Annotated in this window: 22 protein-coding genes; 15 read left to right on the top strand and 7 right to left on the bottom strand. The window is 72.6% G+C overall.

What is annotated here, in order from left to right:
• Positions 1-29 precede the first annotated feature (29 nt).
• Positions 30-1,580 (bottom strand): RICIN domain-containing protein, encoded by a 1,551-nt coding sequence (locus N8I86_RS16745; protein WP_263278139.1) that lies wholly within the window; start codon positions 1,578-1,580, stop codon positions 30-32.
• Positions 1,581-1,831: 251 nt separating this feature from the next.
• Entirely contained in the window at positions 1,832-2,728 is an 897-nt protein-coding gene (locus N8I86_RS16740) for an RNA polymerase sigma factor SigF (protein ID WP_073901394.1), read from the bottom strand.
• Positions 2,729-2,974: 246 nt separating this feature from the next.
• Here N8I86_RS16740 and N8I86_RS16735 point away from each other — a divergent pair, with 246 nt between their 5' ends.
• The 6 genes from N8I86_RS16735 to N8I86_RS16710 all read left to right on the top strand — a co-directional run bounded on the left by N8I86_RS16735 (position 2,975) and on the right by N8I86_RS16710 (position 9,442).
• Positions 2,975-3,352, top strand: coding sequence for an STAS domain-containing protein (locus N8I86_RS16735; RefSeq protein ID WP_059251093.1), 378 nt, complete (start codon positions 2,975-2,977; stop codon positions 3,350-3,352).
• A 318-nt stretch (positions 3,353-3,670) separates the two neighbouring features.
• Positions 3,671-4,240, top strand: a complete 570-nt coding sequence (locus N8I86_RS16730; RefSeq protein WP_073901391.1) for an ATP-binding protein — start codon at positions 3,671-3,673, stop codon at positions 4,238-4,240.
• Between the two features lie 1,168 nt (positions 4,241-5,408).
• A complete protein-coding gene (locus N8I86_RS16725; RefSeq protein WP_263278138.1) occupies positions 5,409-6,068 on the top strand; it encodes an LPXTG cell wall anchor domain-containing protein in 660 nt (219 codons plus the stop codon).
• Positions 6,069-6,123: 55 nt separating this feature from the next.
• A complete protein-coding gene (locus tag N8I86_RS16720; protein ID WP_263278137.1) occupies positions 6,124-7,017 on the top strand; it encodes a COG1361 family protein in 894 nt (297 codons plus the stop codon).
• A gap of 14 nt (positions 7,018-7,031) precedes the next feature.
• Positions 7,032-8,141 (top strand): hypothetical protein, encoded by a 1,110-nt coding sequence (locus N8I86_RS16715; protein WP_263280119.1) that lies wholly within the window; start codon positions 7,032-7,034, stop codon positions 8,139-8,141.
• 2 nt (positions 8,142-8,143) lie between these two features.
• Positions 8,144-9,442, top strand: a complete 1,299-nt coding sequence (locus N8I86_RS16710; RefSeq protein ID WP_263278136.1) for a hypothetical protein — start codon at positions 8,144-8,146, stop codon at positions 9,440-9,442.
• Between the two features lie 113 nt (positions 9,443-9,555).
• Here the strand turns inward: N8I86_RS16710 and N8I86_RS16705 are convergent, their stop codons facing one another.
• Complete coding sequence (locus N8I86_RS16705) at positions 9,556-11,061, bottom strand: oligopeptide:H+ symporter (RefSeq protein WP_073901385.1); 1,506 nt, start codon at positions 11,059-11,061, stop codon at positions 9,556-9,558.
• Positions 11,062-11,554: 493 nt separating this feature from the next.
• Between N8I86_RS16705 and N8I86_RS16700 the strand changes: the two genes are divergently transcribed.
• Both N8I86_RS16700 and N8I86_RS16695 read left to right on the top strand, forming a co-directional pair.
• Positions 11,555-12,232: a response regulator transcription factor gene (locus N8I86_RS16700; RefSeq protein WP_020940464.1), complete on the top strand. Its 678-nt coding sequence runs from the start codon at positions 11,555-11,557 to the stop codon at positions 12,230-12,232.
• A gap of 47 nt (positions 12,233-12,279) precedes the next feature.
• On the top strand, positions 12,280-13,551 hold the full coding sequence (locus tag N8I86_RS16695; RefSeq protein WP_073901383.1) for an ATP-binding protein: 1,272 nt from the start codon (positions 12,280-12,282) through the stop codon (positions 13,549-13,551).
• A gap of 612 nt (positions 13,552-14,163) precedes the next feature.
• Here the strand turns inward: N8I86_RS16695 and N8I86_RS16690 are convergent.
• On the bottom strand, positions 14,164-14,688 hold the full coding sequence (locus N8I86_RS16690) for a GtrA family protein (protein WP_073901381.1): 525 nt from the start codon (positions 14,686-14,688) through the stop codon (positions 14,164-14,166).
• Between the two features lie 183 nt (positions 14,689-14,871).
• On the opposite strand from N8I86_RS16690, the gene N8I86_RS16685 reads away from it, so the two are divergent.
• From N8I86_RS16685 to N8I86_RS16675, 3 genes are read left to right on the top strand one after another with little or no spacing between them, the layout of a single operon-like run.
• A complete protein-coding gene (locus N8I86_RS16685) occupies positions 14,872-16,011 on the top strand; it encodes a 5-(carboxyamino)imidazole ribonucleotide synthase (RefSeq protein WP_073901379.1) in 1,140 nt (379 codons plus the stop codon).
• Positions 16,008-16,529 (top strand): 5-(carboxyamino)imidazole ribonucleotide mutase, encoded by a 522-nt coding sequence (gene purE, locus N8I86_RS16680; RefSeq protein WP_073901377.1) that lies wholly within the window; start codon positions 16,008-16,010, stop codon positions 16,527-16,529. Before N8I86_RS16685 ends, purE begins: the two co-directional genes overlap by 4 nt.
• Positions 16,530-16,534: 5 nt before the next feature.
• The gene (locus tag N8I86_RS16675; protein WP_263278135.1) at positions 16,535-17,731 is read left to right on the top strand and encodes a dipeptidase; all 1,197 of its coding nucleotides are present in this window, start codon (positions 16,535-16,537) and stop codon (positions 17,729-17,731) included.
• Positions 17,732-17,803: 72 nt separating this feature from the next.
• On the opposite strand, the gene N8I86_RS16670 is transcribed toward N8I86_RS16675, so the two are convergent.
• On the bottom strand, positions 17,804-18,196 hold the full coding sequence (locus N8I86_RS16670) for a VOC family protein (RefSeq protein ID WP_263278134.1): 393 nt from the start codon (positions 18,194-18,196) through the stop codon (positions 17,804-17,806).
• A gap of 321 nt (positions 18,197-18,517) precedes the next feature.
• Positions 18,518-19,861 (bottom strand): UDP-glucose dehydrogenase family protein, encoded by a 1,344-nt coding sequence (locus N8I86_RS16665; protein WP_073901371.1) that lies wholly within the window; start codon positions 19,859-19,861, stop codon positions 18,518-18,520.
• Between the two features lie 180 nt (positions 19,862-20,041).
• Between N8I86_RS16665 and N8I86_RS16660 the strand changes: the two genes are divergently transcribed.
• The 4 genes from N8I86_RS16660 to N8I86_RS16650 all read left to right on the top strand — a co-directional run bounded on the left by N8I86_RS16660 (position 20,042) and on the right by N8I86_RS16650 (position 22,633).
• Positions 20,042-21,199 (top strand): acyl-CoA dehydrogenase, encoded by a 1,158-nt coding sequence (locus N8I86_RS16660; RefSeq protein ID WP_073901369.1) that lies wholly within the window; start codon positions 20,042-20,044, stop codon positions 21,197-21,199.
• A 151-nt stretch (positions 21,200-21,350) separates the two neighbouring features.
• Positions 21,351-21,725 carry a four-helix bundle copper-binding protein gene (locus N8I86_RS16655; RefSeq protein WP_073901368.1) on the top strand — a complete coding sequence of 125 codons (375 nt, stop codon included), beginning with the start codon at positions 21,351-21,353 and terminating at the stop codon, positions 21,723-21,725.
• A 69-nt stretch (positions 21,726-21,794) separates the two neighbouring features.
• Complete coding sequence (locus N8I86_RS39020; RefSeq protein WP_317633608.1) at positions 21,795-22,145, top strand: hypothetical protein; 351 nt, start codon at positions 21,795-21,797, stop codon at positions 22,143-22,145.
• Positions 22,037-22,633: a class I SAM-dependent methyltransferase gene (locus N8I86_RS16650; RefSeq protein WP_317633649.1), complete on the top strand. Its 597-nt coding sequence runs from the start codon at positions 22,037-22,039 to the stop codon at positions 22,631-22,633. Before N8I86_RS39020 ends, N8I86_RS16650 begins: the two co-directional genes overlap by 109 nt.
• Here the strand turns inward: N8I86_RS16650 and N8I86_RS16645 are convergent.
• A complete protein-coding gene (locus tag N8I86_RS16645) occupies positions 22,630-23,946 on the bottom strand; it encodes an LCP family protein (RefSeq protein WP_185091341.1) in 1,317 nt (438 codons plus the stop codon). The two genes, N8I86_RS16650 and N8I86_RS16645, sit on opposite strands and share 4 nt — an antisense overlap.
• Between the last annotated feature and the right edge of the window lie 48 nt (positions 23,947-23,994).

Genomic DNA, 23,994 nt, shown 5'->3' with positions numbered 1-23,994 from the left:
CGGGACCGGGTTCAGGCCGGCGCCGGCGGTCAGGCGGCCCCGGCCCGCCACCGCTGTTCCCGGCCGCCGTCCAGGGGACTCAGGGCGACCCCGTAGCGGCCGTACGGGGTCACCGCCGTCCCGAGGGCGATGGCCGGGCGGATCGTGCCGTCGCCGTCGACGGTGAAGCGCAGGTTGTCGCCGTTCCCGCCGTACACCGAGTCGCACTCCCAGATGCCGACGCCCCGCTCCACCGAGCCCCGGCTGTCCAGGCAGAAGTCGTCGTCGGCCGCCGAGCGGAGCACGCCCAGATAGGGGTCGACGCGCCAGCGCTGGGTGCGGGAGCCGGAGCAGTCGGCGGTGATCACGTCGTTGCCCTTGTAGAGGTCGCCGTCGCGGATGTCCAGGCAGCGGCCCGTGGCCAGGTCGACCACCTGGGCGGGGGAGGTGCCCGGCGGCGCGGGCGGGGGAGTCGGGCTGGGCTTCGGCCGGCGCGGCGGGGACGGGGTCGGCGTCGGGCGGTGCGTGGTCGGGCTCGGTGACGGTGACGCGGAGGTGGCCGACGGGGACGGGGACGGCGAGGCCGCCGAGCGGGTCGGGGTCACCTGGACCGTCGCGGTTACCGTGACCGGGGGCGGCGCGGGCGTCGCCGCCGCCAGCTGCCGGCCGGAGCCGTCCGCCGGGGTGAGCAGGAACACGAGCAGCGGGGTGAGGGCCACGCCGAGGGCCGCCGAGGCCAGGAGGACCCGGTTCCGGGGCGGCCAGGACTCCTTCGGACCGGCGGCGTCGCCGAGCGCCGCCGCCGGCTCCTGCGCGCGTATGTACGCCGTCCCGCGCCACGGCAGCAGCCCCTCCGCGAGCGTCTGGCGGGGGGCGTCCCGCAGGGCCCGCAGGTCCTCGTGGGCACCCGTGCAGTGCGGGCAGTGCGCCATGTGGGCGGCCAGATCGGGGCTGCGGCGCGGACCGTCCGGCCGTACCGCCTCCTCGATGAGCCGGCGGAAGTCCGGGCAGCGCGAGTCGTCGGAGGCGGCCAGGCGATGGCGCAGACAGGCCTGGGCGAGGGCCTTGAGGGCCTGCGGGGCGCTGTGGGCCACGTCGGGGCGGCTGAGCCCGAGGAGGGCCGCGGTGCGCTCCTCGCTCTCCCCCTCCAGGACGCCGTACCAGAGCAGTCCCTGGGTGCGGGACGGCAGCGACTGGAAGGCGGGCAGCAGGGGCGGGACGGGGCCCTCGGGCAGCCCGGCCGCGTTCAGCACCAGCAGCAGGCCCGGATCGACGCCCGTGGAGCGCTCGTCGCGCGCCCAGCCGGCCGCTGCCTGCGCGGTCAGCAGCAGCAGCCGGTGGCGCAGCGGGAGGGTCGGCTCGATGCCGCGGGCCACCTCGCGGGCGGCCGTGGTGAAGGCCTCCGACGCCAGCCTGCGGGCCGCCGGCTCACTCGCGGCGCACAGCCGGGCGTAGCCCAGTACCGCCGGGAGGTGCCGCCGCCGGAGCTCCTGCAGCGCGGGGTACGCCGTCGGCGTGGGGGAGCGCAGCAGTTCGGTCAGCCGTGCGTCCGGCGCGTCCTCGTGTCCCCCGCCCGCCTCGGCCCCGTCCCCCTGAGCCATCGTTTGCGCCTCCTCGCGTCACCGGGCGACCGCGCCGTTGCGGCCCCCGGCCCGGCGTACCAGCCGGTAGGGGGCCCCATAGTGGTGGAGCTGACGGACCGTGGAAAGAGGTTTCCGCCGGTAACCGCATAACGGTTGGGGCGGTGGGTACCGGCCAGCCGGAGACGTGGGCCGCCTCGCACGCCGAAGCGGCCCGGCTCGGAGAGCCGGACCGCTTCAGGGCTTCGGCGGCGGGGGGAGGGGCCCCGGGATCATTCCTCCACGGTCAGTGCCTTGCGCAGCCGCACGAGCGTGCGCGACAGCAGCCGGGAGACGTGCATCTGGGAGATGCCGAGTTCCTCGCCGATCTCGGACTGGGTCATGTTCGCCACGAACCGCAGGGAGAGGATCTTCCGGTCCCGGGAGGGGAGTTCGGCGATCAGCGGCTTGAGGGACTCGATGTACTCGATGCCCTCGAGACCGTGGTCCTCGTAGCCGATGCGGTCCGCCAGGGCGCCCTCGGTCTCGTCCTCCTCGGGCTGGGCGTCCAGCGAGGAGGCGGTGTAGGCGTTCGAGGCGGCCATGCCCTCGACGACCTGGTCGTTGGTGATGCCGAGGCGCTCGGCGAGTTCCGCGACCGTGGGGGCGCGGTCCAGCTTCTGCGCCAGCTCGTCCCCGGCCTTGGCGAGGTCGAGCCGCAGCTCCTGGAGCCGGCGCGGGACGCGCACGGACCACGAGGTGTCCCGGAAGAAGCGCTTGATCTCGCCGATGATCGTCGGCATCGCGAAGGTGGGGAACTCCACGCCGCGGGAGAGCTCGAAGCGGTCGATCGCCTTGATCAGGCCGATGGTGCCGACCTGGATGATGTCCTCCATCGGCTCGCTGCGGGAGCGGAACCGGGAGGCGGCGAACTTGACCAGCGCGAGGTTGAGCTCGACGAGGGTGTTGCGGACGTACGCGTGGTCGTGCGTCCCTTCCTCCAGCGACTCGAGGCGCTCGAAGAGGGTCTTGGAAAGGGCCCGCGCGTCGACGGGGCCGATCTCGTCGTACCGAGGGATCTCCGGGAGTCCCTCGAGGAGATCGAGAGGATCGATGGCATGATCCAGTTGTTCCGGTGGGGGTGTCGACGTCGCGAGCGGGGTATGCGATTCGTCGAGCCGGGGTGACATGGGTGTCCTCCATCGTTCTCGGCATAAGGCAGCCGAAGCCAGAACGTGCACTGCGGTGTGCGGCGCCTCCGAAGCCGGCGTGTCGGTCTAGGTGTCGTTACTAGCCCTACCCGCTTTCCCGAGGTGGTCGCAAGTGCGTTCTGTCCGTATATGTCCTTTTGTGTGCGGATGTTCGGGTGTCGGAGTGCGCATGGAAGGCGTAATGTTCGAGGGCATCAGCAGCCACGACCTCGGGAGAGAGACGGCATGGACCACGGGACGGTCGGCAGCGCACAGTCGGGCCGGCTTCTGGTGGAGGTGCGGGAAGAGGGCTCCAGCGCCGTAGTGACACCGGCCGGCGAGCTTGACCACCACACCGCCGATCTTTTGCGCGAGCCCCTCGACGACCTTCTGGCCAAGGGCTTCTCGCGGCTTGTGGTCGACTGTTCACGCCTGGAGTTCTGCGACTCCACAGGGCTGAACGTCCTGCTCGGGGCGCGCCTGAAGGCAGAAGCCGCAGGAGGTGGGGTCCACCTGGCGGGAATGCTGCCGGTGGTCGCCCGCGTGTTCGAGATCACAGGGGCCGAGGCGGTCTTCACCGTCCACGACTCCGTGGAGGCGGCCCTGGCCGACGGCGCGGACTGAGCGGGTGTCCCGGCCCCGCCGTACGGCACTCGTTCCGGACGTTGCGCCTGTCATGCCGAAGACGGGGGTGTTCCGCCGGATCCGTCGGGCAGGAGAGGGCAGGAGGAGGCAGGAGACATCCTGCCGACCGCCCGCCGCCGGACCGACCCGGTACCGGCGGACGACCTGGAAGGCGATCCCGGACGGGACATGTGTGCGACGGACGGGCCGACGAGGGACGTCGCACGGACGGTGGGCGGACGACGGATCGACCGGCCGGCACGCAGTGGTGCCGGGCTTTTGAATTGTGAACTGGTGAATCGGTGAGGTGAAGCGCTGATGAGCACCACCCGGCCTTACTCGCCGGGCGACCGCGGCCCGGAGCCGAGCGGCGCTTCCGGGGCGTCCGAGGGGGATGCGCCGGCTGTCGGCGCAGCCACGGGGGCAGCCGCGCCGTCCGTGCCGTCGGTGCCGTCCGGTGGCACCCCGGGGGCGCGGGGCCGGCAGGTCCGCAGACTCGTCCTGGAGGGGGAGAGCGGTGTCGTGCCGCTCGCCCGCGATTTCACCCGCCAGGCGCTGTACGCGTGGGGCTGGCTGCCCGCCGACACCGCCGACCAGCGGGCCGCGGCCGAGGACGTACTGCTCGTCGTCTCCGAGCTGGTGACGAACGCCTGCCTGCATGCCGAGGGCCCTGACGAGCTGTTCCTCGCCTGCGACAACAAGGTCATCCGGCTGGAGGTCTCCGACCGCGGCACCGGTCAGCCGTCGCCGCGCACCCCGCACCGCGCCGGCCGCCCCGGCGGCCACGGCATGTTCATCGTGCAGCGGCTGTGCCTGGACTGGGGCGTCGTCCGCGCCGCCGGCCGCCCCGGCAAGACGGTGTGGGCGGAGCTGGGCGCTCCGGCGTGATCACGCCCGCACCCCGCCGGGCGCGCCCCGACTGAGGCGTGGACGCGGCCGGCCCCGCCGGGTGAGCGGGCCGCCGGGTCCCCCGGATCCCGGCGCGCCCTGCACCACACCGCCTGCCCGCGTCCCCCTCGCCGGGGGATTCGGCCGCTCCCGTGGCGGGGGCGCCGGTGGGCGTGGCGTCGGCCACTCGCGTTCCGGCACGCCTCCTGGGCGACGCACCGGCCTGCCTGCGTCCCGGAGCGCCCGTCGGCCGAGGTGGCGGCCCGCTCGATCCGACGCGCCTCGTGCGGGGGTGCCATCTGTCCGTGTCCCGGGGTGCCCCCGTGGGCGAGGCGTCGGTTCATGCACGTCCCGGCGTGCCCCGCGGGCGATCCGGCGGCCTGCTCGGTCCGGCGCGCCTCGTGCGGGGGTGCCATCTGTCCGTGTCCCGGGGTGCCCCCGTGGGCGAGGCGTCGGCTCATGCACGTCCCGGCGTGCCCCGCGGGCGATCCGGCGGCCCGCTCGGTCCAGTGCGCCTCGTGCGGGGGCGCCATCTGTCCGTGTCCCGGGGTGCCCCCGTGGGCGAGGCGTTGACTCATGCACGTCCCGGCGTGCCCCGCGGGTGATCCGGTGGCCCGCTCGATCCGGCGCGCCTTGTGCGGGGGCGCCACCCGTCCGTGTCCCCCTGTGCCGACGGGCCGGCTGCTCCCGTTCCGCCGCGCCTCGCGGAGGGGGCGCCGGTGGGCGTGGCGTCGGCCACTCGCGTTCCGGCGCGCCTCCTGGGCGACGCACCGGCCTGTCCGCGCCCCGGAGCGCCGGTCGGCCGAGGTGGCGGCCCGCTCGGTCCGGCGCGCCTCGTGCGGGGGCGCCATCTGTCCGTGTCCCGGGGTGCCCCCGTGGGCGAGGCGTCGGCTCATGCACGTCCCGGCGTGCCCCGCGGACGAGGCGGCGGCCGCTCTCGTCCCGGCCCGCCTCATGAACAGGCGCAGCCCGTCCGTGTCCCGGAGTGCCCCGTGAGGGCGGACGCAGGGCGTCCCCGTCTCCACTCCGGAGCCTCTCCGTGTGCGCCGGATCGCCACAACTCCGGGCTGTGACGCGTCTTCCTTCCTCACGAGCCCGGGCGTACCTTGACGGCCGAATCTGATGTGTCGTCAGGTACCTCGTCGTGAATGAATGGGGTGGACCGATCGTGTCGTACCCGAAGCGAACCGCCGCGCTCGCGTCCGCCGCGGCCCTGGCCGGCTCGGCGGTGCTGCTGGCCGCGCCGGCCGCCCACGCCGACGTCGTCGACGTCAACTACCGCTGCCAGACGCCGATCGGCGTCAAGAGCGCCGTCTCGCCCATCGACATCAAGGGCGTCAGGAGCGGCGGCGGTTACAAGATCACCATGTCCTGGCAGAAGGGCGTCTCCTCCAGCCCGGTGGAGCTGGGCAAGGGGGCGATGACCCCGAGCGCGACCATCAGGCTGGGCGGTGCGGACAGCGGCACGCTCGCGGTCAGCGGCCCCGCCAACGCGGCCGCCATCCCCGCCAACACCCCCATCAAGATCAGCGACCTGAGCGGCACCTACACGCCGCGGAAGACCGGCAAGGTCACCTTCACGGCGGCCACGCTCACGATCAAGGCGCTCGGTACGACGACGACCTGCGCGCCGACCAACAGCCCGAAGCCGTCGCTGACCCTGGACGTCACGGCGGCCGGCGGCTCGTCCTCCGGCGGACAGCTCCCGCAGACCGGCCCCGCCGACTCGGCCGTCGCGCTCGGCACGCTGGGCGGAACGGTCCTCCTGGCCGGCGCTGCGGGCGCGCTGTGGCTCACCCGGCGCGGCCAGACGGCCGCGCGCCGCTGAATCCCCGACCGCCCGGCCCACGCCTGCCCTCGGCCCACGACCGCCGGAGCCGCCCATGCCGTCCGCCACCCGCGCCCCGCACCGCCGCCGGCGCCTGCACCGGGCCGCCGTGTCCACGGCCCTGTGCCCGGTCGCGCTGCTGGGCGCGGCGCACGAAGCCGCCGCCGGCACCTGGTCGGTGACGCCCGCGGGCGCCGGCCGGCCGTTCCTCTACGCGGAGGGCCCGCCGGGGGCCGTCCTCCAGGACACGGTGTCCGTCACCAATCCCGGGCGGACGTCCGTCGTCGTACGGCTGACCGGAACCGGTGTCCGGACCGCCTTCGCGGATGCGCGGCTGCGCGTCCCCGCCCGGACCCGCGCCGACGTGCCCTTCACGGTGACCGTCCCGGCCGGAGCCGAGCCCGGCGACCTGTCCGGCACGGTCGTCGCCCGTGACACCGGCGGCCGGACGGCGACCGTCCGGCTGAGGCTGCGCGTCGCCGGCCCCGCGCTCGCCGCACTGACCGTCGAGCACCTGTCCGTGGGGACCGACCGGATCACCTACGAACTGGTCAACCGCGGTACGACCGCCCTCGCGCCGAGACTCGCGGTGCGCGCGGACGGCGTCCTCGGCCGGGTCCTGGACCGCCCGCCGCGCGACCTGCCCGTCCGCCTGCGCCCGGGCGCGCGCCTGAAGCTCACCGAGCCCTGGCCGGACCGGCCCGCCCTCGACGCGGTCGACGTACGGCTGACGGTCACGGCCCCCGGCGGAGCGCACGACACGGCGACCGCGTCCGCCCGCTTCGTGCCGTGGACCGTACCGGCGGGGGCGGCCGCCGCGCTGGCCGCGGGCGCGGTGCTCGTCGTACGGCGGCGGGGGAGCCGTACGGCCGCCGACGGCGCTCACGGTTCCGGCGCGGACGAAGAGGGGCCCGAGGGCGTCGAGTCGACGGGAGGACCGGTGAAGTGAGCGGCACCGTACGGATGATCCGGCTGTCCGTGTGGGCGGCCGTGCTCGCGCTGCTCGTCCTGACCGCCGCCGGGCCCGTGGCCGCCGCCGACGGGCCGGCCGTGAGGCTGTCGGCGTCGCAGGCGGGCACGGGCGGCTCGGTCACCGTCACCGGCACCGGATGGCGCCCGCACACCCTGCTAATGCTGCTGGTGTGCGGGCGGGCCACACCGTCCCGGGGCGTCGTCGGCGGCACCAACTCCTGCGCCAACGGCGACGGCCGGGCCGTGACCACCGACGCGCGGGGCGCCTTCCGCCGGAAACTCCCCGTCGCCGAACCACCCGTGCCCTGCCCCTGCGTGGTCCACGTGGCCACCGTCACCGGCACGACGGCCGAGGCGGACGCGGTCCTCCGGGTCGCCGGGCACCCCGTCGCCCCGCTGCCCGCCCAGCGCTCCGGCGGCCGTCTCGCGGTGCTGTCCGACACCCGGCTGACCGGTTCCGGCTCGCTGCTGACCTGGTTCGGGGCCCCGCCGGGCCGCACCCTGGTCCTCACCGTCGGCAACACCGGCACCGGTCCGGTCCGGGACCCGGTCTTCCAGGTCGGCACCGCGCACGGGGTCTTCGCCCCGCAGTGGGACGACCAGCAGTGGCGCGGCACCCTCGGACCCGGGAAGAAGGCCCGGATCGAACTGCCGGTCGAGCTGCCCGCCGGGGCGCACGGCGACTACACGGTGACCCTGAAGTACGACGGCCGGGTCCTCGCCGAGCAGCCGTGGGGCGTGGGCCGCCCCTGGGGCGTGACGCTGTTCTGGCTGCTGCTCTGGATGGTCGTCCCGGCCGCGCTGTTCCGCGTGGGGATGGCCGTGGTGGACCGGGTACGGCCGCGCCGCCCGGGCGGTGTCCGCCACCGGCGGCTGTCCCGCCCCGCCCCGCGACCGCCGGGCACCCCGTGGTGGCCGGGCACCCCGCGACTTCCGGGCCTGGGCGGCCGGACGCGGGAGACCGCACCGCCCCCGACGACTCCGGCCCTGCCGTGGTTCGGCCCGGACTCCGTTCCGGGCGGCCCGGCCGGCCGGCTCTCCGCACCGCACGACGACAGCCCGACGAGTCCGACGACTCCCACCACGAAGGGACCCACGTGAGCATGCGAAGGAGAGGCACACCGGCCGGCGCGCGCAGGCCGGCCGCGGCGGGCGCCGCGCTGGTGCTGGGCGGTGCGGGAGTCCTGCTGGGCCTGGCGGCGGTACCCGCGCAGGCGGCGCAGGTGTCGTTCGCCACCCACTGCGTGCCGCCCGCGGGCATCGACCCCGTCGACGGCACCACCGAGGTCGAGGTCACCGCGCCCGCCACCGCGAAGGTCGGCGACACGGTGGACGTCGTCTGGAAGTTCGTCCGGGCCGCCTCGAAGAACCCCGACATCATCGACCTGCCCGCGAACTCGGTCCAGCCGTCCGGTGTGCTGAAGGCGGCCGGCGCGCAGACCGCGGACATCGCGATGCGGGGCCCGCGGGAGAACCCGGCGATCCCCAAGGGCGGCGCCATGGTGCTGTCCGACATGAAGGGCAGCCTGAAGCTGACGACGGCCGGCGAGGTGACGCTGACCCCGGACGCGTACACGGTGAACGCGATGTCCACGGACACCAGGTGCTCGCCGAAGGAGACCGTGCAGAAGGCGGCGTCGATCCAGGTCACCGGGGGTGGCGGCGGGACCTCCACGGCGACGCCCACCAAGTCGGGCACGCCGACCGGGTCGGCGACACCCACGAAGACCCCGACCGCCACGCCCACGGCGACCGGCGGCACCGGGCAGACCGACTTCACCGGCAAGGAGGTGCAGATCCCGTACGCCTGCAAGACCCCGATCGGCGACAAGAACGCGACCTCGCCGGTGCAGATCAACGCCAAAAGGAACGGCGGGAGCTACGACCTCACCGTGCAGTTCAAGAAGTCGGTCATGGACAGCCCCGCCGACATCCCCAAGGACTCCGTGAAGCCGTCCATGGAGGTCGTGCTGGGCGGGGCCGACAAGGGGACGGTCCATGTGGAGGGCCCGGCGAACGCGGCACCGATCAAGTCCGGCGACCCGATCGCGATACCCGACCTCACCGGCACCTACAAGCCGGGCGCGGACGGCACCTCGACCCTGTCCCCGGGTGTCCTCACGGTCAAGGCGCTCGGTACGACCACCACGTGCACGCCGAAGAAGACGGAGGTCTCGCTCACTTTGGACACCGCCCAGCAGCCGGGCGGCGCCGCGGGCGGTACCTCGACCTCGGGCGGCGGTGTCGCGGGCGGCGACAGCGGTGACAGCGGTTCGGGCGGTCTCGCCGAGACCGGTGCGAGCGACCACGGCGGGCTGAAGGCCCTGGGCCTGGTCGCGGGCACGGCGATCCTGCTGGGCGCAGCGGTCTTCACCTTCCTGCCCCGCCGCGGAACCCGCTAGGCCGCGGAACAGGGCGGAAGCGGGCGGGAGCCGGCGCGCCGCCGCCGCGTACGCCGAAGGGCCGCCGCATCCCCTGAGGATGCGGCGGCCCTTCGGCGATCAGGTCCGGGCGGTCAGCGCACGTCGCCCATCAGGGCGTTGACCTTCCTGCGGTACATCCAGACCGCGAAACCGGCGAGCACGGCGAGCACTGCCTCCAGGGCGACGAAGCCCATCCGGTCGAGGTTGACCCCGCCGACGGCCGGGTTCGACAGCAGCGCGGTGATCGAGTCGCCCGCGGTGACCGCGAGGAACCAGACACCCATCATCTGCGAGGCGTACTTCTTCGGCGCCATCTTCGTCGTCACCGACAGACCCACCGGCGACAGCGTCAGCTCACCGACGGTCTGCACGAAGTAGATCGCGACCAGCCACATCGCCGCGGCCTTGTGACCGCCCTCGGCGATCGACAGCGGGGCGAGGAAGAGGAAGAAGGACGCGCCGACCAGCACCAGGCCGGACGAGAACTTCACGATCGTGCTCGGCTCCTTGCCGCGGCGGTTCATCCACAGCCACAGCCAGGCGAACACCGGCGCCAGCGCCATGATCATGACGGGGTTGACCGACTGGTACCAGGAGACCGGGAACTCCCAGCCGAAGACCGAGTTCTTGGCCTTGTCCTCGGCGAACAGCGACAGGGTCGAGCCACCCTGGTCGTAGATCATCCAGAAGACGGCGGCGGCCACGAAGAACCAGACGTACGCCGACACCTTCGACTTCTCGGCGGCGTCGAGGTCCTTGTCCCGGCGGATACGGGCGATCACCAGTATCGGGACGATCAGACCGATCAGGGTGAGCGGGATCAGCGCCCAGTTCAGCGTGAAGTGACCGGAGAAGCCGACGGCGGCGTAGAAGACCGCGGCGACGCCCAGCCAGATCAGGCCCTTGCGCAGCGTGGCGGCCTTCTCCTGGGCCGACATCGGCGTCGGGACGACGCTGGACTTCTCGCTCAGGTGGCGGCCGCCGAGCAGGTACTGGGCGAGGCCCAGCGCCATGCCGAGCGCGGCCAGCGCGAAGCCGAGGTGCCAGTTGACGTTCTCACCGACGGTGCCGATGACCAGCGGAGCGGCGAAGGCGCCCAGGTTGATGCCGATGTAGAACAGCGTGAAGCCACCGTCACGGCGCGGGTCGTCGGCGCCCTTGTACAGGTGGCCGACCATCGTCGAGATGTTGGCCTTCAGCAGACCCGAACCTATGGCGACGAGACCGAGGCCCACGAAGAAGCTGGCCGAGACCGGCAGGGCCAGGCACAGGTGGCCGAGCATGATGATCAGACCGGAGACGGCCACCGTCTTGCGGGGACCGAGGACGCGGTCCGCGAACCAGCCGCCGGGAAGGGCGAGCAGGTACACGAGCGACACGTACACCGAGTAGATCGCGGTCGCCGTGCCCGCGTTCAGGTGCAGGCCGCTGGGGGCGACCAGGTACAGCGGGAGCAGGGCCCTCATGCCGTAGTAGGAGAAGCGCTCCCACATCTCGGTCATGAAGAGAGTGGCCAGTCCGCGGGGGTGGCCGAAGAAGGTCTTCTCGGAGCCGGGGGTGCCCGGGCGGACCGAGTCCTTCGTCAGGCTGGACGCCATGGTCGTTCCTTGCTGGTCGGGACGCGCGGTGGAGCGTTGCGCGCCCGGTGGGGTGTCGGCCGGCACCGGCGCGGTCGGTCGTCCACCCCCACGCCCGGGGGGAGTCCGCTGCCGGATCACGGAGCGGTGGACGGCGACCACCGGGATCCACGCCCCGGGACGCGTCGCTGCGCCCGGAGCCCGGCCAGAGGTCATTCCTGTTGAGGCTGATCTTGATCAGCCCGCACACAAAAGAGACCCTCAGCGTCAAGTGCTCGCCAAAGGTCCCCGGTGTGCTAGAGGCGTTCACGTCACTCTACGTCAGGACACTGCCGGATATGGAAGGACTTGAGACGCGGATCACAGGTGTCGGAGGAACCGTGGGTCACGTTTCGAAGGTCCCTTCTACGATCGCACCCCCAGGTCAATGGTTCGTACCAGTGGGCGGCGAAGGTAAGAATCCCGGGAAGCGATCACACCCCGGCACCGCGCGCGGGCGGTCTACCATCACCTCATGACCCGTGTACTGCTCGCCGAGGACGACGCGTCCATCTCGGAGCCGCTGGCCCGCGCCCTGCGCCGCGAAGGCTACGAGGTCGAGGTGCGCGAGGACGGCCCCACCGCACTCGACGCCGGCATGCAGGGCGGTGTCGACCTGGTCGTGCTGGACCTGGGCCTGCCCGGGATGGACGGCCTGGAGGTGGCCCGCCGACTGCGTGCCGACGGTCACACCGTGCCGATCCTCATCCTCACCGCGCGCGCCGACGAGGTGGACACCGTCGTCGGCCTGGACGCGGGCGCCGACGACTACGTCACCAAGCCCTTCCGGCTCGCCGAACTGCTCGCCCGGGTGCGGGCGCTGCTCCGGCGCGGTGCCGCCGAGCCGCAGCAGCCGCCGGCCACCCACGGCGTGCGGATCGACGTCGAGTCGCACCGGGCGTGGATGGGCGACGAGGAGCTGCAGCTCACGGCGAAGGAGTTCGACCTGCTGCGCGTGCTGGTGCGGGACGCCGGCCGGGTCGTCACGCGCGACCAGCTGATGCGCGAGGTCTGGGACACCACGTGGTGGTCGTCGACGAAGACCCTCGACATGCACATCTCCTGGCTGCGCAAGAAGCTGGGGGACGACGCGGCGAACCCCCGGTACATCGCGACCGTGCGCGGCGTCGGCTTCCGTTTCGAGAAGAGCTGAGAGAGCCGAGAGAGCCGCGCCTTCAGGGCCTGCTCGGGTAACAGGACATGCGCCGACGTCTCATCCAGTCCACCCTCGCCGTCGTTCTCGTGGTGATCGCCGTCTTCGGCGTGTCCCTGGTGATCGTCGAGACCAGGACGATCAGCAACAGCGCCCAGGAGCGAGTGGAGTCCGAGGCGCTGCGGCTGGCCAGCATCATCGACAGCCGGGTGCTGGCCGAGGAGAAGGTCAACGCGAACGTCCTGCGCAATCCGGTCGGCAAGGACCAGTACGTGCTGATCACCATGCCCGGCAGGGCGCCGATCGAGATCGGCACCAAGCCGCAGGGCGATGTCATCCACTCCACGCAGCACGGCGAGGAGGGCGAGACGGTCACCGTGCAGGAGCCGCGCTCCTCGGTGACCCGTGAGGTCGGCCGGACCCTGCTGATCATCGGGCTGGTGGCGCTGCTGGCCGTGGTCGCGGCCGTGCTGCTCGCCGTACGGCAGGCCAACCGGCTCGCCTCCCCGCTGACCGACCTCGCCGAGACCGCCGAACGCCTCGGCTCCGGCGACCCGCGCCCGCGGCACAAGCGCTACGGCGTCCCCGAGCTGGACCGGGTCGCCGATGTGCTGGACTCCTCGGCCGAGCGGATCGGGCGCATGCTGACCGCCGAGCGGCGGCTCGCCGCCGACGCCTCCCACCAGCTGCGCACGCCGCTGACCGCGCTGTCCATGCGGCTGGAGGAGATCACCCTCACCGACGACCCGGACACGGTGAAGGAGGAGGCGAACGTGGCGCTCACGCAGGTCGAGCGGCTCACGGACGTCGTGGAGCGGCTGCTCACGAACTCCCGCGATCCGCGCACCGGCTCCGCCGTCACCTTCGACCTGGACGAGGTCATCCAGCAGCAGCTCGCCGAGTGGCGGCCCGCCTACCGCTCGGTGGGCCGGGCCATCGTCAGTTCCGGCAAGCGGCACCTGCAGGCCGTCGGCACGCCGGGCGCGGTCGCCCAGGTGCTGGCCGCGCTGATCGAGAACTCGCTGATGCACGGAGGCGGCACGGTCGCCCTGCGCACCCGGGTCACCGGCAACCAGGCCGTCATCGAGATCACCGACGAGGGGCCCGGCGTGCCGGCCGACCTCGGGGCACGGATCTTCGAGCGCACGATCAGCGGCCGCAACTCCACGGGCATCGGTCTCGCCGTCGCCCGTGACCTCGCGGAGGCCGACGGCGGCCGCCTCGAACTCCTCCAGGCCCAGCCCCCGGTCTTCGGCCTCTTCCTCTCCCGGACCCCCCCGGCCCGCAAACCGGACGAGCCCCACCCGACGGTCCGCTAGGGCCTGTCGTTCGGATCATGCCCGCGTCGCGGGTCGCCAGACAAGGCACCGTGGGCCAGGCCGGCCTGATCCGAACGAGCCCCAGCCCACGGGCGTCCGGGGCGGCGGGCCCGGGGTCCGGCCGCACGCACCAGGGGGCGGCGGGCCCATCGGGCCGGGACGGCCGCCCCTCGGACCCGCGGGACGCCTGGCGAAGGGGTTTCCCAGGCCACGGTCCGCCCGCCGCCTGCCCCCGGGGCGCCTGCTCCCTTGGCGCGCCGGTCCGCTCGTCGTCGGCCCCGTGAGCCGTGGGGCCGACGGGCCTTCCGCCACCTCGGGCCGCCGTCGCCGAGTCCCGGGGCCGGTCGGCGCCCGGGTGTCGTGGGGGCCTGCGGAACCGCCGGGAGTCGTCCGGGCGGCGGGCGGTACGCCTCCGGCCGCGAGACCGCTGGGCATCGGGTTCGCCCGGCTCTCGATCCCGGCGGCTTGCCCAGGCTCGCTACAGGCGGACTGCCGACTGTCGGCTTCCGGTTCGTCGCCGGCAGGACCCGGCAGGGCCGTGGCAGGTGGCCCCGGGACACGTCCCGGCGGCCGGTGCGGCCCGCTCGGCCCCCCCCGGAGGGGCCGGCCGGTCTACGGAACGCGCTGCTTCGGGCCCTGGCGCTTCTGTGGCTGCTGCTTCTTCGGGGCCGGGTGCTTCGACTCCGCCGCCAGGATCGACTCGGCCTCGCGGGCCGGCAGGGCCCGGAAGACCCAGGTGCGGTACGACCAGAAGCGGAACAGGGTGGCGACGCCGATGCCCACGAACTTGAAGACGTTGCTCTGCAGCGGGCTGTCCCAGCCGAATCCGTAGGTCGCCAGGTAGAGCACGCCGTTCTCGATCACCAGGCCCACGGCGCTGAACAGCAGGAACAGTGTGAGTTCCTTGGTGCGCCCGCCCTTGTCGCGGTCCCGGTACGTCCAGTAACGGAAGCCGACGTAGTTGAAGGCGATCGCCACGACGGTCGCGATGACGCTGGCGCGCACCACCGGCAGGTCGGAGACGTGCCGGACCAGGTTGAACACGCCGAGATTGACGAGGACCCCGGCGCCGCCGACGGCGCCGAACTTGGCCACCTCGCGTACGAGCCGTTGCAGCCCCGAGGAACGAGGTTCCATGGCTGTGCAGCTCCCGTCCGTAGGTTTCGCCAACCTGGCCATGCTATCCAGCCGGACCCGCCGACGCCTGTGGACCCGGCGACGGCAGGGAAACGAGTGGGAAAGAGACGGGAAAGCGCTGGGTAAGAGGCTGTGCGGGGGACACGATCGGGGCACCCCCGGCGTGGCCGATACGCTAGGGGTGTGACGTTCCCGGTAGTCGGCATGGTCGGCGGGGGGCAGCTCGCGCGTATGACGCACGAAGCGGGCATCCCGTTGGGCATCAGGTTCAAGCTCCTCAGTGACACCCCTCAGGATTCCGCGGCGCAGGTCGTGAGCGAAGTCGTCATCGGCGACTATCGCGATCTCGACACGCTGCGCGAGTTCGCGCGCGGTTGCGACGTGATCACCTTCGATCACGAACATGTACCCACCGAGCACCTCAGGGCCCTGGAGGCGGACGGCATCCCCGTGCGCCCGGGGCCCGACGCGCTGGTGCACGCCCAGGACAAGGGGGTGATGCGCGCCAGGCTCGACGCGATCGGCGTCCCGTGCCCACGGCACCGGATCGTCGCCGATCCGCAGGACGTCGCCGCCTTCGCGGCGGAGGGCGACGGCTTCCCGGTCGTCCTCAAGACCGTCCGCGGCGGCTACGACGGCAAGGGCGTGTGGGTCGTCGACTCCGTCGAGGAGGCCGCCGACCCGTTCCGGGCGGGCGTCCCCGTCCTCGCCGAGGAGAAGGTCGACTACCTCCGCGAGCTCGCGGCCAACGTCGTACGGTCCCCGCACGGCCAGGCCGTCGCCTACCCGGTGGTCGAGTCGCAGCAGGTGAACGGCGTGTGCGACACGGTCGTGGCCCCCGCTCCCGATCTGGACGAGGACCTGGCCCTGCAGGCCGAGCGGATGGCGCTGAGCATCGCCAAGGAGCTCGGCGTCGTCGGGCACCTCGCCGTCGAGCTGTTCCAGACCCGCGACGGCCGCATCCTCGTCAACGAGCTGGCCATGCGCCCGCACAACTCGGGGCACTGGACCATGGACGGCGCGATCACCTCGCAGTTCGCCAACCATGTGCGCGCGGTCCTCGACCTGCCGCTCGGCGACCCGCGCCCCCGCGCCCCGTGGACGGTGATGGTCAACGTCCTCGGCGGCGACTACCCGGACATGTACTCCGCCTACTTGCACTGCATGGCACGCGACCCCAAGCTCAAGATCCACATGTACGGCAAGGACGTGAAGCCCGGCCGCAAGGTCGGCCACGTCAACACCTACGGCGACGACCTGGACGACGTGCTGGAGCGCGCCCGTCACGCAGCCGGCTACCTGAGAGGCACCATCACCGAATGAGCCCCGTTGTTGGCATCGTCATGGGGTCGGACTCCGACTGGCCCGTCATGGAGGCCGCCGCCAAGGCCCTCGACGAGTTCGAGATCGCCTACGAGGTCGACGTCGTCTCCGCGCACCGCATGCCCCGCGAGATGATCACGTACGGCGAGCAGGCCGCCGACCGCGGCCTGAAGGTGATCATCGCCGGTGCGGGCGGCGCCGCCCATCTGCCCGGAATGCTCGCCTCCGTGACGCCGCTGCCCGTCATCGGCGTCCCGGTGCCGCTGAAGTACCTCGACGGCATGGACTCCCTGCTGTCGATCGTGCAGATGCCGGCGGGTGTCCCGGTCGCCACCGTCTCCGTCGCCGGTGCCCGCAACGCCGGTCTGCTCGCGGCCCGGATGCTCGCCGCGCACGACGAGGACCTGCTGCACAAGATGCGCGACTTCCAGCAGGACCTCAACGACCAGGCCACCGAGAAGGGCAAGCGGCTGCGGTCCAAGGTCGAGGGCGCGAGCGGCTTCGGCTTCGGGAAGTGACGCGCATGACCTCCTCGGCCTCGCTGGACGCGGCCCGTGCGCTGCTGCGCGAGTTCCCGGTCGTCGACGGACACAACGACCTGCCGTGGGCGCTGCGCAAGCAGGCCGGCTACGACCTCGACGCCCTGGACATCGGCGGCGACCAGCACGACCGTCTGCACACCGACATCCCGCGGCTGCGCGAGGGCGGCGTCGGCGCGCAGTACTGGTCGGTGTACGTGCCGTGCGAGCAGCCGGAGCCGGTCGCGGCGACGCTGGAGCAGATCGACTGCGTCCGGCAGATGCTGGCCCGCTACCCGGCCGACCTGGCGCCCGCGCTGACCGCCGGGGACATGGAGGCGGCGCGCCGCGACGGCCGTATCGCCTCCCTGATGGGGGCCGAGGGCGGTCACTCCATCGCCAACTCCCTCGGCACGCTGCGCGGGCTGTACGAGCTCGGGGTGCGGTACATGACGCTCACCCACAACTTCAACGTGGACTGGGCGGACTCGGCGACCGACGAGCCGAAGGCGGGCGGTCTCACCGCGTTCGGCCGCGAGGTCGTCCGGGAGATGAACCGGCTGGGCATGCTCGTCGACCTCTCGCACGTGGCGGCGACGACCATGCGGGACGCGCTGGACGCCAGTTCCGCGCCGGTGGTCTTCTCGCACTCCTCCTCGCGCGCGGTGTGCGACCACCCGCGCAACATCCCCGACGACGTCCTGGAGCGGCTGCCGGCCAACGGCGGCGTGGCGATGGTGACGTTCGTGCCGAAGTTCGTGCTCCAGGCGGCCGTGGACTGGACCGCCGCGGCCGACGAGAACATGCGCGCGCACGGCCTGCACCACCTGGACACCAGTCCCGAGGCGATGAAGATCCACCGGGAGTTCGAGGAGCGCACCCCGCGGCCGGTCGCCACGGTGTCCACCGTCGCGGACCACCTGGACCACATGCGCGAGGTGGCCGGCATCGACCACCTGGGCATCGGCGGCGACTACGACGGCACGGCGTTCACCCCGGACGGCCTGAACGACGTCTCCGGCTACCCGAACCTGCTCGCCGAGCTGCTGGACCGCGGCTGGTCCACGGCCGATCTGGCCAAGCTGACCTGGAAGAACGCGGTGCGGGTGCTCGGCGCGGCCGAGGACGTGGCGCGCGGCCTCCAGGCGACGCGCGTGGCGTCCCACGCCACGATCGAGTCGCTCGACGGCGCCGAGGGCTGAGCGCCGGGGGCAAGGTGGCCGGGCGTGCCGGCCGCCCCGCCCCCGTGTGTGTCCGGTACGGCTGCCGGACGCTCAGGACTCTTCGATCCGGCACAGGCAGAACGGGTGCCCGGCCGGGTCCGCGTACACCTGGAAGTCCTTCTTCTCCCGGTCCTCCAGGTCCAGCGGACGGGCCCCCAGTTCCAGGACCCGCTCGTGCGCCGCGTCGACCTCCGCCCAGGTCCGCCCCGCGTCGAGGTCGAGGTGGAACTGCTGGCCGTTGCGGTCCGCCCGCGGCCACTCCGGCGGGGTGTGGCCCTCGGCCCGCTGGAAGGCCAGCCGCGGCCCGTCCGGGACCTTGAGGACCACCCAGTCGTCGTCCTCGGCCTGCGGTGTGCCGCCGGCCACCGCCGCGTAGAAGGCGGCCAGCGCGTGCGGTTCGGGACAGTCCAGCACCACGGAACGGAAGCGGGCGACGGACGCCATGGTGTCCTCCTCGGGGACGGTTGTCCGGGACGGTTCGGCGGGCGCCTCGGTCAGCGCAGGCGCACAGACAGAACGGATGCCCCGCGAGGCCGGCGCAGACACGCGTCCGGGTCTTCTGCCGTCACCTCGCCCCCCTGTGCTCTGTGCAGGTGTGCGGAGCCCGCGCCAGGATGCGTCGGTACCGGGCGAAAGAGGTGTGAACGCGGGGGAGTTCATCGGCCACGTATGTGTGCCGTGGTGCAGAATGCGGGAAGACGCCGGTTCGGCCGACTGAGCCTCGGCCGAACCGGCGTCCCCTTCACGTGTGTGTCCGGGCGCCCGTTAGGCGGTGGGACGCCCCATCGCCCGGTAGGTCCAGCCGGCCCGCCGCCACAGCTCCGGGTCGAGGGCGTTGCGCCCGTCCAGGAGCACCCGGTCCGAGGCGACCTCGCCGAGCGCCGCCGGGTCCAGCTCGCGGAACTCCCGCCACTCCGTCAGGTGCAGCACGATGTCGGCGCCGCGGACGGCCTCCAGCGCCGTCTCCGCGTAACCGAGGGTCGGGAAGACCCGGCGGGCGTTGTCCATGCCCTTCGGGTCGTACACCGTGACCTGGCCGCCCTGGAGGTGGATCTGGCCCGCCACGTTCAGCGCGGGCGAGTCGCGTACGTCGTCCGAGTCGGGCTTGAAGGTGGCGCCGAGCACCGCGACCCGCTTGCCGAGGAAGGAGCCCCCGCCGAGCGCCTCCCGGGCCATCTCGACCATCTGGCCGCGCCGGCGCATGTTGATGGAGTCGATCTCCCGCAGGAAGGTCAGCGCCTGGTCCGCCCCCAGCTCGCCCGCCCGGGCCATGAACGCCCGGATGTCCTTGGGCAGGCAGCCACCGCCGAAGCCGATCCCGGCGCGCAGGAACTTCTTCCCGATCCGGTCGTCGTACCCGATGGCCTCAGCCAGCCGCGCCACGTCACCGCCGCCGGCCTCGCAGACCTCTGCCATCGCGTTGATGAACGAGATCTTGGTCGCGAGGAACGAGTTCGCGGCGGTCTTCACCAGCTCCGCGGTCGGGAAGTCGGTCACCACGAACGGCGTGCCCTCGCCGATCGGGGTCGCGTACACCTCCCGCAGCAGCTTCTCGGCGCGCTCGCTGCGCACCCCGGCCACGATCCGGTCCGGGTGCAGCGTGTCCTGCACGGCGAAGCCCTCGCGCAGGAACTCCGGGTTCCAGGCCAGCTCGGCGTCCGCGCCGGCCGGCGCGTGCTCGGCGAGGTAGGCGGCCAGCCGGTCGGCCGAACCCACCGGCACGGTCGACTTGCCGACCACCAGGGCCGGGCCGCGCAGGTGCGGGGCGAGCGAGGCGATCGCGGAGTCGACGTACGACATGTCGCAGGCGTACTCGCCGTGCTTCTGCGGGGTGTTCACGCAGACGAAGTGCACATCGCCGAAGGCGCCGACCTCGGCCCAGTCGGTGGTGAAGCGCAGCCGCCCCGAGGCGCCCTCGAAGCCGGCCACGTGCCGGCGCAGCAGCTCCTCCAGGCCCGGCTCGAACATCGGCGTCTCGCCGCGCTCCAGCATGGCGATCTTCTCGGGTACGACATCGAGCCCCAGCACCTCGAAGCCGAGCTCGGCCATGGCCGCGGCGTGCGTGGCGCCGAGATAGCCGGTGCCGATCACGGTGATCTTCAGGCTCATGGGGGTGCGCTCCAGCCGGTGGACTCTCTCGTGCGGGCCCGAGCATAGCCGGGCCGTCCACCGGGCAATTTCCCGCTGTCGCGTAGGTCACGTAGGCGTCCCGTCGGCGGCCCTCTAAAATTTGAGTTACTTAACGGTAATTAGCGTCAGTATCACTGCGTCTTTGGAGCGTGAGAGACCGTGGCCGGATCGGCTGACTTCGACCTGTACCGCCTGTCCGAGGAGCACGACATGCTCCGGGACGCCGTCCGCTCCCTGGTCGAGGCGAAGATCGCGCCGTTCGCCGCGGCGGTGGACGAGGAGGCCCGCTTCCCGCAGGAGGCGCTGGACGCCCTCGTGGCCAACGACCTGCACGCCGTGCACGTCCCCGAGGAGTACGGCGGCGCCGGCGCCGACGCGCTCGCCACCGTCGTCGTGATCGAGGAGGTGGCCCGCGCCTGCGTGTCCTCCTCCCTCATCCCCGCGGTGAACAAGCTGGGCTCCCTGCCGGTGATCCTCTCCGGCTCCGAGGACCTGAAGAAGAAGTACCTCGCCCCGCTCGCCAAGGGCGACGGGATGTTCTCGTACTGCCTCTCCGAGCCCGAGGCGGGCTCCGACGCGGCCGGCATGAAGACCAAGGCGGTCCGCGACGGCGACCACTGGATCCTCAACGGCGTGAAGCGCTGGATCACCAACGCGGGCGTCTCCGAGTACTACACGGTCATGGCCGTCACCGACCCGTCGAAGCGCTCCAAGGGCATCTCCGCCTTCGTCGTCGAGAAGTCGGACCCGGGCGTCTCCTTCGGCGCCCCGGAGAAGAAGCTCGGCATCAAGGGCTCCCCGACCCGCGAGGTCTACTTCGACAACGTCCGCATCCCCGCCGACCGCATGATCGGCGAGGAGGGCACCGGTTTCGCCACGGCGATGAAGACCCTCGACCACACCCGCATCACCATCGCCGCCCAGGCGCTCGGTGTCGCGCAGGGCGCCCTCGACTACGCCAAGGGCTACGTCCAGGAGCGCAAGCAGTTCGGCAAGCCGATCGCCGACTTCCAGGGCATCCAGTTCATGCTGGCCGACATGGCCATGAAGATCGCCGCCGCCCGCGCCCTGACCTACCAGGCCGCGGCCGCCTCCGAGCGCGGCGACAGCGACCTCACCTTCCAGGGCGCGGCCGCCAAGTGCTTCGCCTCGGACGTGGCGATGGAGGTCACGACGGACGCCGTCCAGCTCCTCGGCGGGTACGGCTACACCCGCGACTACCCAGTCGAGCGCATGATGCGCGACGCCAAGATCACGCAGATCTACGAGGGCACCAACCAGGTCCAGCGGATCGTGATGGCCCGCAACCTGCCGTAGTGGCCCGGGACCATCGACAGCGACGAGAGGCGCCCCGCGGGGCGCCTCTCGTTCGTCCGTCGGGCCGTAGGTCGACATGCGGGGCGGCACTTCCCGACGTAGGACGGAAGCACACAGGACCCGCCCCGGGTCCCTGCCGCGAGGAGGAGCCATGACCCAGTCCCAGTCCCGTTCCGGCACGATGACCGCCCTCACCCCGCAGATGCAGGAGTGCATCGCCGCCTGCATGGACTGCCACAGCATGTGCGAGGAGACCATGAGCTCCTGCATGCAGAAGGGCGGCCAGGCGCAGATGCAGGTCATGCGCGCGCTCATGGACTGCTCCGAGACGACCCGTATGTGCGCCGACATGATGATGCGGCGCTCGCCCATGGCCGCGGAGATGTGCGCGATGTGCGCGAAGGTCTGCGACATGTGCGCCGAGGCGTGTATGTCCATGCCGGACGACGAGATGATGATGCGCTGTGCCGAGGCGTGTCGCCGCTGCGCGGAGACCTGTCGCGCGATGGCGGGCGCCGGTATGTGACCGGTCCGGACGCCGGTCGAGGGCACCCCCCGGGGTGCCCTCGATCATGTGTGCGGCACGCTGGGCCGCATGACGACCACCGACGCGACCGACGCCTTCGACGCCGCCGAGCGGGCCATGTGGGCGGGCCGGACCGAGGCGTACGCGCGCGGCTTCGGCCGGCTGTGCGCGCACCCGGTACCCGCCCTGCTGGACGCGGCCGGGGTCGCGGCCGGGACGCGGGTGCTCGACATCGGCACGGGCACCGGCGCGGCCGCGCTGGCCGCGGGGGAGCGGGCGCGCTGGTGCGGGCCGTGGACGCCGACGCCGGGATGGTGGCCGAGGCTCGCCGGCGCGGGGTCGCCGCCGAGGTCGCCGTACTGCCCGCGCTGCCCTTCGGGGACGGCGAGTTCGACGCCGTGCTCGGCAACTTCGTGCTGAACCACGTCGGCCGGCCCCGCGCCGCCCTCGCCGAGCTGCGCCGTGTGCTGCGTCCCGGCGGGCGGCTGGCCGTGACGCTGTGGGGCGCCCGGCGCGGCGCCGGGCAGGATCTGCTCGGCCGGGCCCTGGCGGCGGGCGGCGCGGTACCGCCGTCGTACCTGCCGCGGCTGGACCCCGCCGAGGACTTCGCCCGCACCCCGGACGGTCTCGCCGGCCTGCTCGCCGAGGCCGGCTTCACCGGCGCCGGGGCGGTGGAACTGGCCTGGGACCACCGGACGACCGTCGAGGAGTGGTGGGGCGGGGCGGCCGGCGGGGTCGCCACCGTGGGCCTGGTACTGACCGCGCAGGAGGCCGGCACCGTCGCGGCGGTGCGGCGGGAGTACGAGCGGCTGTGCGCGGCGTTCGTGCCCCAGGGCGCCGAGAACGCCGATGGGGAAGGGCCGCTGGCCCTTCCCCATGTGGCACTGCTCGCACACGCGGTGCGCTAGTTGCCGGTGACGGTGACCTTCTCGTCGTTGTTCAGCTGGCTCACGAGGGTCTTCACCTTCGCCTTGTCCCAGACGAGGTTGCCGCCGGAGGAGCCGGAGATCGGCATGTTCATCGACGTGCCGTCACCGCTGTTGACGCCCTTCATCGCCCAGAACATCGAGGCCAGGTCCCACAGGCCCATGTCCTTGTCGACGATCAGGGAGTCCAGGCCGGCGCCCATGGTCGGGTAGAACTTGAACGGGTTGAGCACCGTGGACGGCGTGGCCACCTGGTGGGCCAGCGCGGCGAGGAACTTCTGCTGGTTCTTGGTGCGCTGCAGGTCCGAGGCGGCGAACGCGTGCCGGGTGCGGACGAAGGCGAGGGCCTGCTGCCCGTCCAGGGTCTGCTTGCCGCTCTTGAAGTCGGCGCCGGACCATTTGTCCTTGAAGCCCTTGTCGATGTCTATGTCGACACCGCCCACCGCGTCGACGATGTTCGCGAAGCCCTGGAAGCCGATCTCCACGTAGTGGTCGATGTGCAGGCCGGTGTTGTACTCGATCGCGCGGACCAGCAGCGTCGGCCCGTCCTCGGCGTAGGCGGCGTTCAGCTTCGTGTGCCGGCCGCGCGCGGGGTAGGTCTTCCCGGACGTCGACCCCTTGTAGGAGGGGATCTCCACGTCGGAGTCGCGCGGCAGCGAGATCAGCGTGTCGCCGTTGCCGCCGACGTGCAGGATCATCATCGAGTCCGTGCGCTTGCCCTCGGCGCCGCCGGTGTGCAGCTTCTTCTCGTCCGCCTTGGACATGCCCTCACGGCTGTCCGAGCCGACGATCAGGTAGTTGGTGCCGTCGCCCGACTCAGGCCGGTCGATGACCGTCCCCAGGTCGACCTCCCGGCGCAGCTTGGAGTCGGCCCAGAAGTACGTCCCGACGGATGTGACGACCAACACGGTCGCCAGCGTGATCACCGTCCACTTGATGCGGCGCCGCCAGTTCGGGGCGGGGCGCGGAGCCCGGGTGGGCGCGCCCTGCGGCCCGCCGGGGCCGCCACCGCCGTAGACCTGGCCGGTGTTGTAGCCGCTGTCGTAGTCGTCGTGGCCGGGGCCGTCGTCGTAGCCCCGGCCGTCGACGTACGAGGGCTGCTGCGGGACGCCGTTGCCGTACGGCGGAGCCGCCGGGCCGGGGTCGCCGTAGCCGGAGCGCTGGCCGGGCGGTACCGCCTGGCCGCGCCGCACCTGACGCATCACACGGGCGCCCTCCGGCTGCGAGCCGGCACTGCCGCGTCCGTAGCGCGGGCCGCGGTTGTCGTCGGACCATCCCTGGGGCCAGTCATTCATGCGGACCAGTGTGCAGGGCGCGGGTGTGTGCCTTACAAGGCCTGTCGG

It is taken from the genome of Streptomyces albidicamelliae (assembly GCF_025642175.1).
GTDB classification, from domain to species: domain Bacteria; phylum Actinomycetota; class Actinomycetes; order Streptomycetales; family Streptomycetaceae; genus Streptomyces; species Streptomyces albidocamelliae.
Note: the sequence above shows the minus strand (reverse complement) of the source record. Positions and strands in the feature narration are given on the sequence as shown.

What these genes read in the sequence shown, in the direction of transcription:
- N8I86_RS16690 (WP_073901381.1), bottom strand. Translation starts at nt 14,688, where the DNA reads ATGGAACCTCGTTCCTCGGGGCTGCAACGGCTCGTACGCGAGGTGGCC.
- N8I86_RS16740 (WP_073901394.1), bottom strand. Translation starts at nt 2,728, where the DNA reads ATGTCACCCCGGCTCGACGAATCGCATACCCCGCTCGCGACGTCGACA.
- N8I86_RS16695 (WP_073901383.1), top strand. Translation starts at nt 12,280, where the DNA reads ATGCGCCGACGTCTCATCCAGTCCACCCTCGCCGTCGTTCTCGTGGTG.
- N8I86_RS16730 (WP_073901391.1), top strand. Translation starts at nt 3,671, where the DNA reads ATGAGCACCACCCGGCCTTACTCGCCGGGCGACCGCGGCCCGGAGCCG.
- N8I86_RS16675 (WP_263278135.1), top strand. Translation starts at nt 16,535, where the DNA reads ATGACCTCCTCGGCCTCGCTGGACGCGGCCCGTGCGCTGCTGCGCGAG.
- purE (WP_073901377.1), top strand. Translation starts at nt 16,008, where the DNA reads ATGAGCCCCGTTGTTGGCATCGTCATGGGGTCGGACTCCGACTGGCCC.
- N8I86_RS16715 (WP_263280119.1), top strand. Translation starts at nt 7,032, where the DNA reads ATGATCCGGCTGTCCGTGTGGGCGGCCGTGCTCGCGCTGCTCGTCCTG.
- N8I86_RS16665 (WP_073901371.1), bottom strand. Translation starts at nt 19,861, where the DNA reads ATGAGCCTGAAGATCACCGTGATCGGCACCGGCTATCTCGGCGCCACG.
- N8I86_RS16705 (WP_073901385.1), bottom strand. Translation starts at nt 11,061, where the DNA reads ATGGCGTCCAGCCTGACGAAGGACTCGGTCCGCCCGGGCACCCCCGGC.
- N8I86_RS16670 (WP_263278134.1), bottom strand. Translation starts at nt 18,196, where the DNA reads ATGGCGTCCGTCGCCCGCTTCCGTTCCGTGGTGCTGGACTGTCCCGAA.
- N8I86_RS16735 (WP_059251093.1), top strand. Translation starts at nt 2,975, where the DNA reads ATGGACCACGGGACGGTCGGCAGCGCACAGTCGGGCCGGCTTCTGGTG.
- N8I86_RS16645 (WP_185091341.1), bottom strand. Translation starts at nt 23,946, where the DNA reads ATGAATGACTGGCCCCAGGGATGGTCCGACGACAACCGCGGCCCGCGC.
- N8I86_RS16745 (WP_263278139.1), bottom strand. Translation starts at nt 1,580, where the DNA reads ATGGCTCAGGGGGACGGGGCCGAGGCGGGCGGGGGACACGAGGACGCG.
- N8I86_RS16700 (WP_020940464.1), top strand. Translation starts at nt 11,555, where the DNA reads ATGACCCGTGTACTGCTCGCCGAGGACGACGCGTCCATCTCGGAGCCG.
- N8I86_RS16720 (WP_263278137.1), top strand. Translation starts at nt 6,124, where the DNA reads ATGCCGTCCGCCACCCGCGCCCCGCACCGCCGCCGGCGCCTGCACCGG.
- N8I86_RS16655 (WP_073901368.1), top strand. Translation starts at nt 21,351, where the DNA reads ATGACCCAGTCCCAGTCCCGTTCCGGCACGATGACCGCCCTCACCCCG.
- N8I86_RS16650 (WP_317633649.1), top strand. Translation starts at nt 22,037, where the DNA reads ATGGTGGCCGAGGCTCGCCGGCGCGGGGTCGCCGCCGAGGTCGCCGTA.
- N8I86_RS16710 (WP_263278136.1), top strand. Translation starts at nt 8,144, where the DNA reads ATGCGAAGGAGAGGCACACCGGCCGGCGCGCGCAGGCCGGCCGCGGCG.
- N8I86_RS39020 (WP_317633608.1), top strand. Translation starts at nt 21,795, where the DNA reads ATGACGACCACCGACGCGACCGACGCCTTCGACGCCGCCGAGCGGGCC.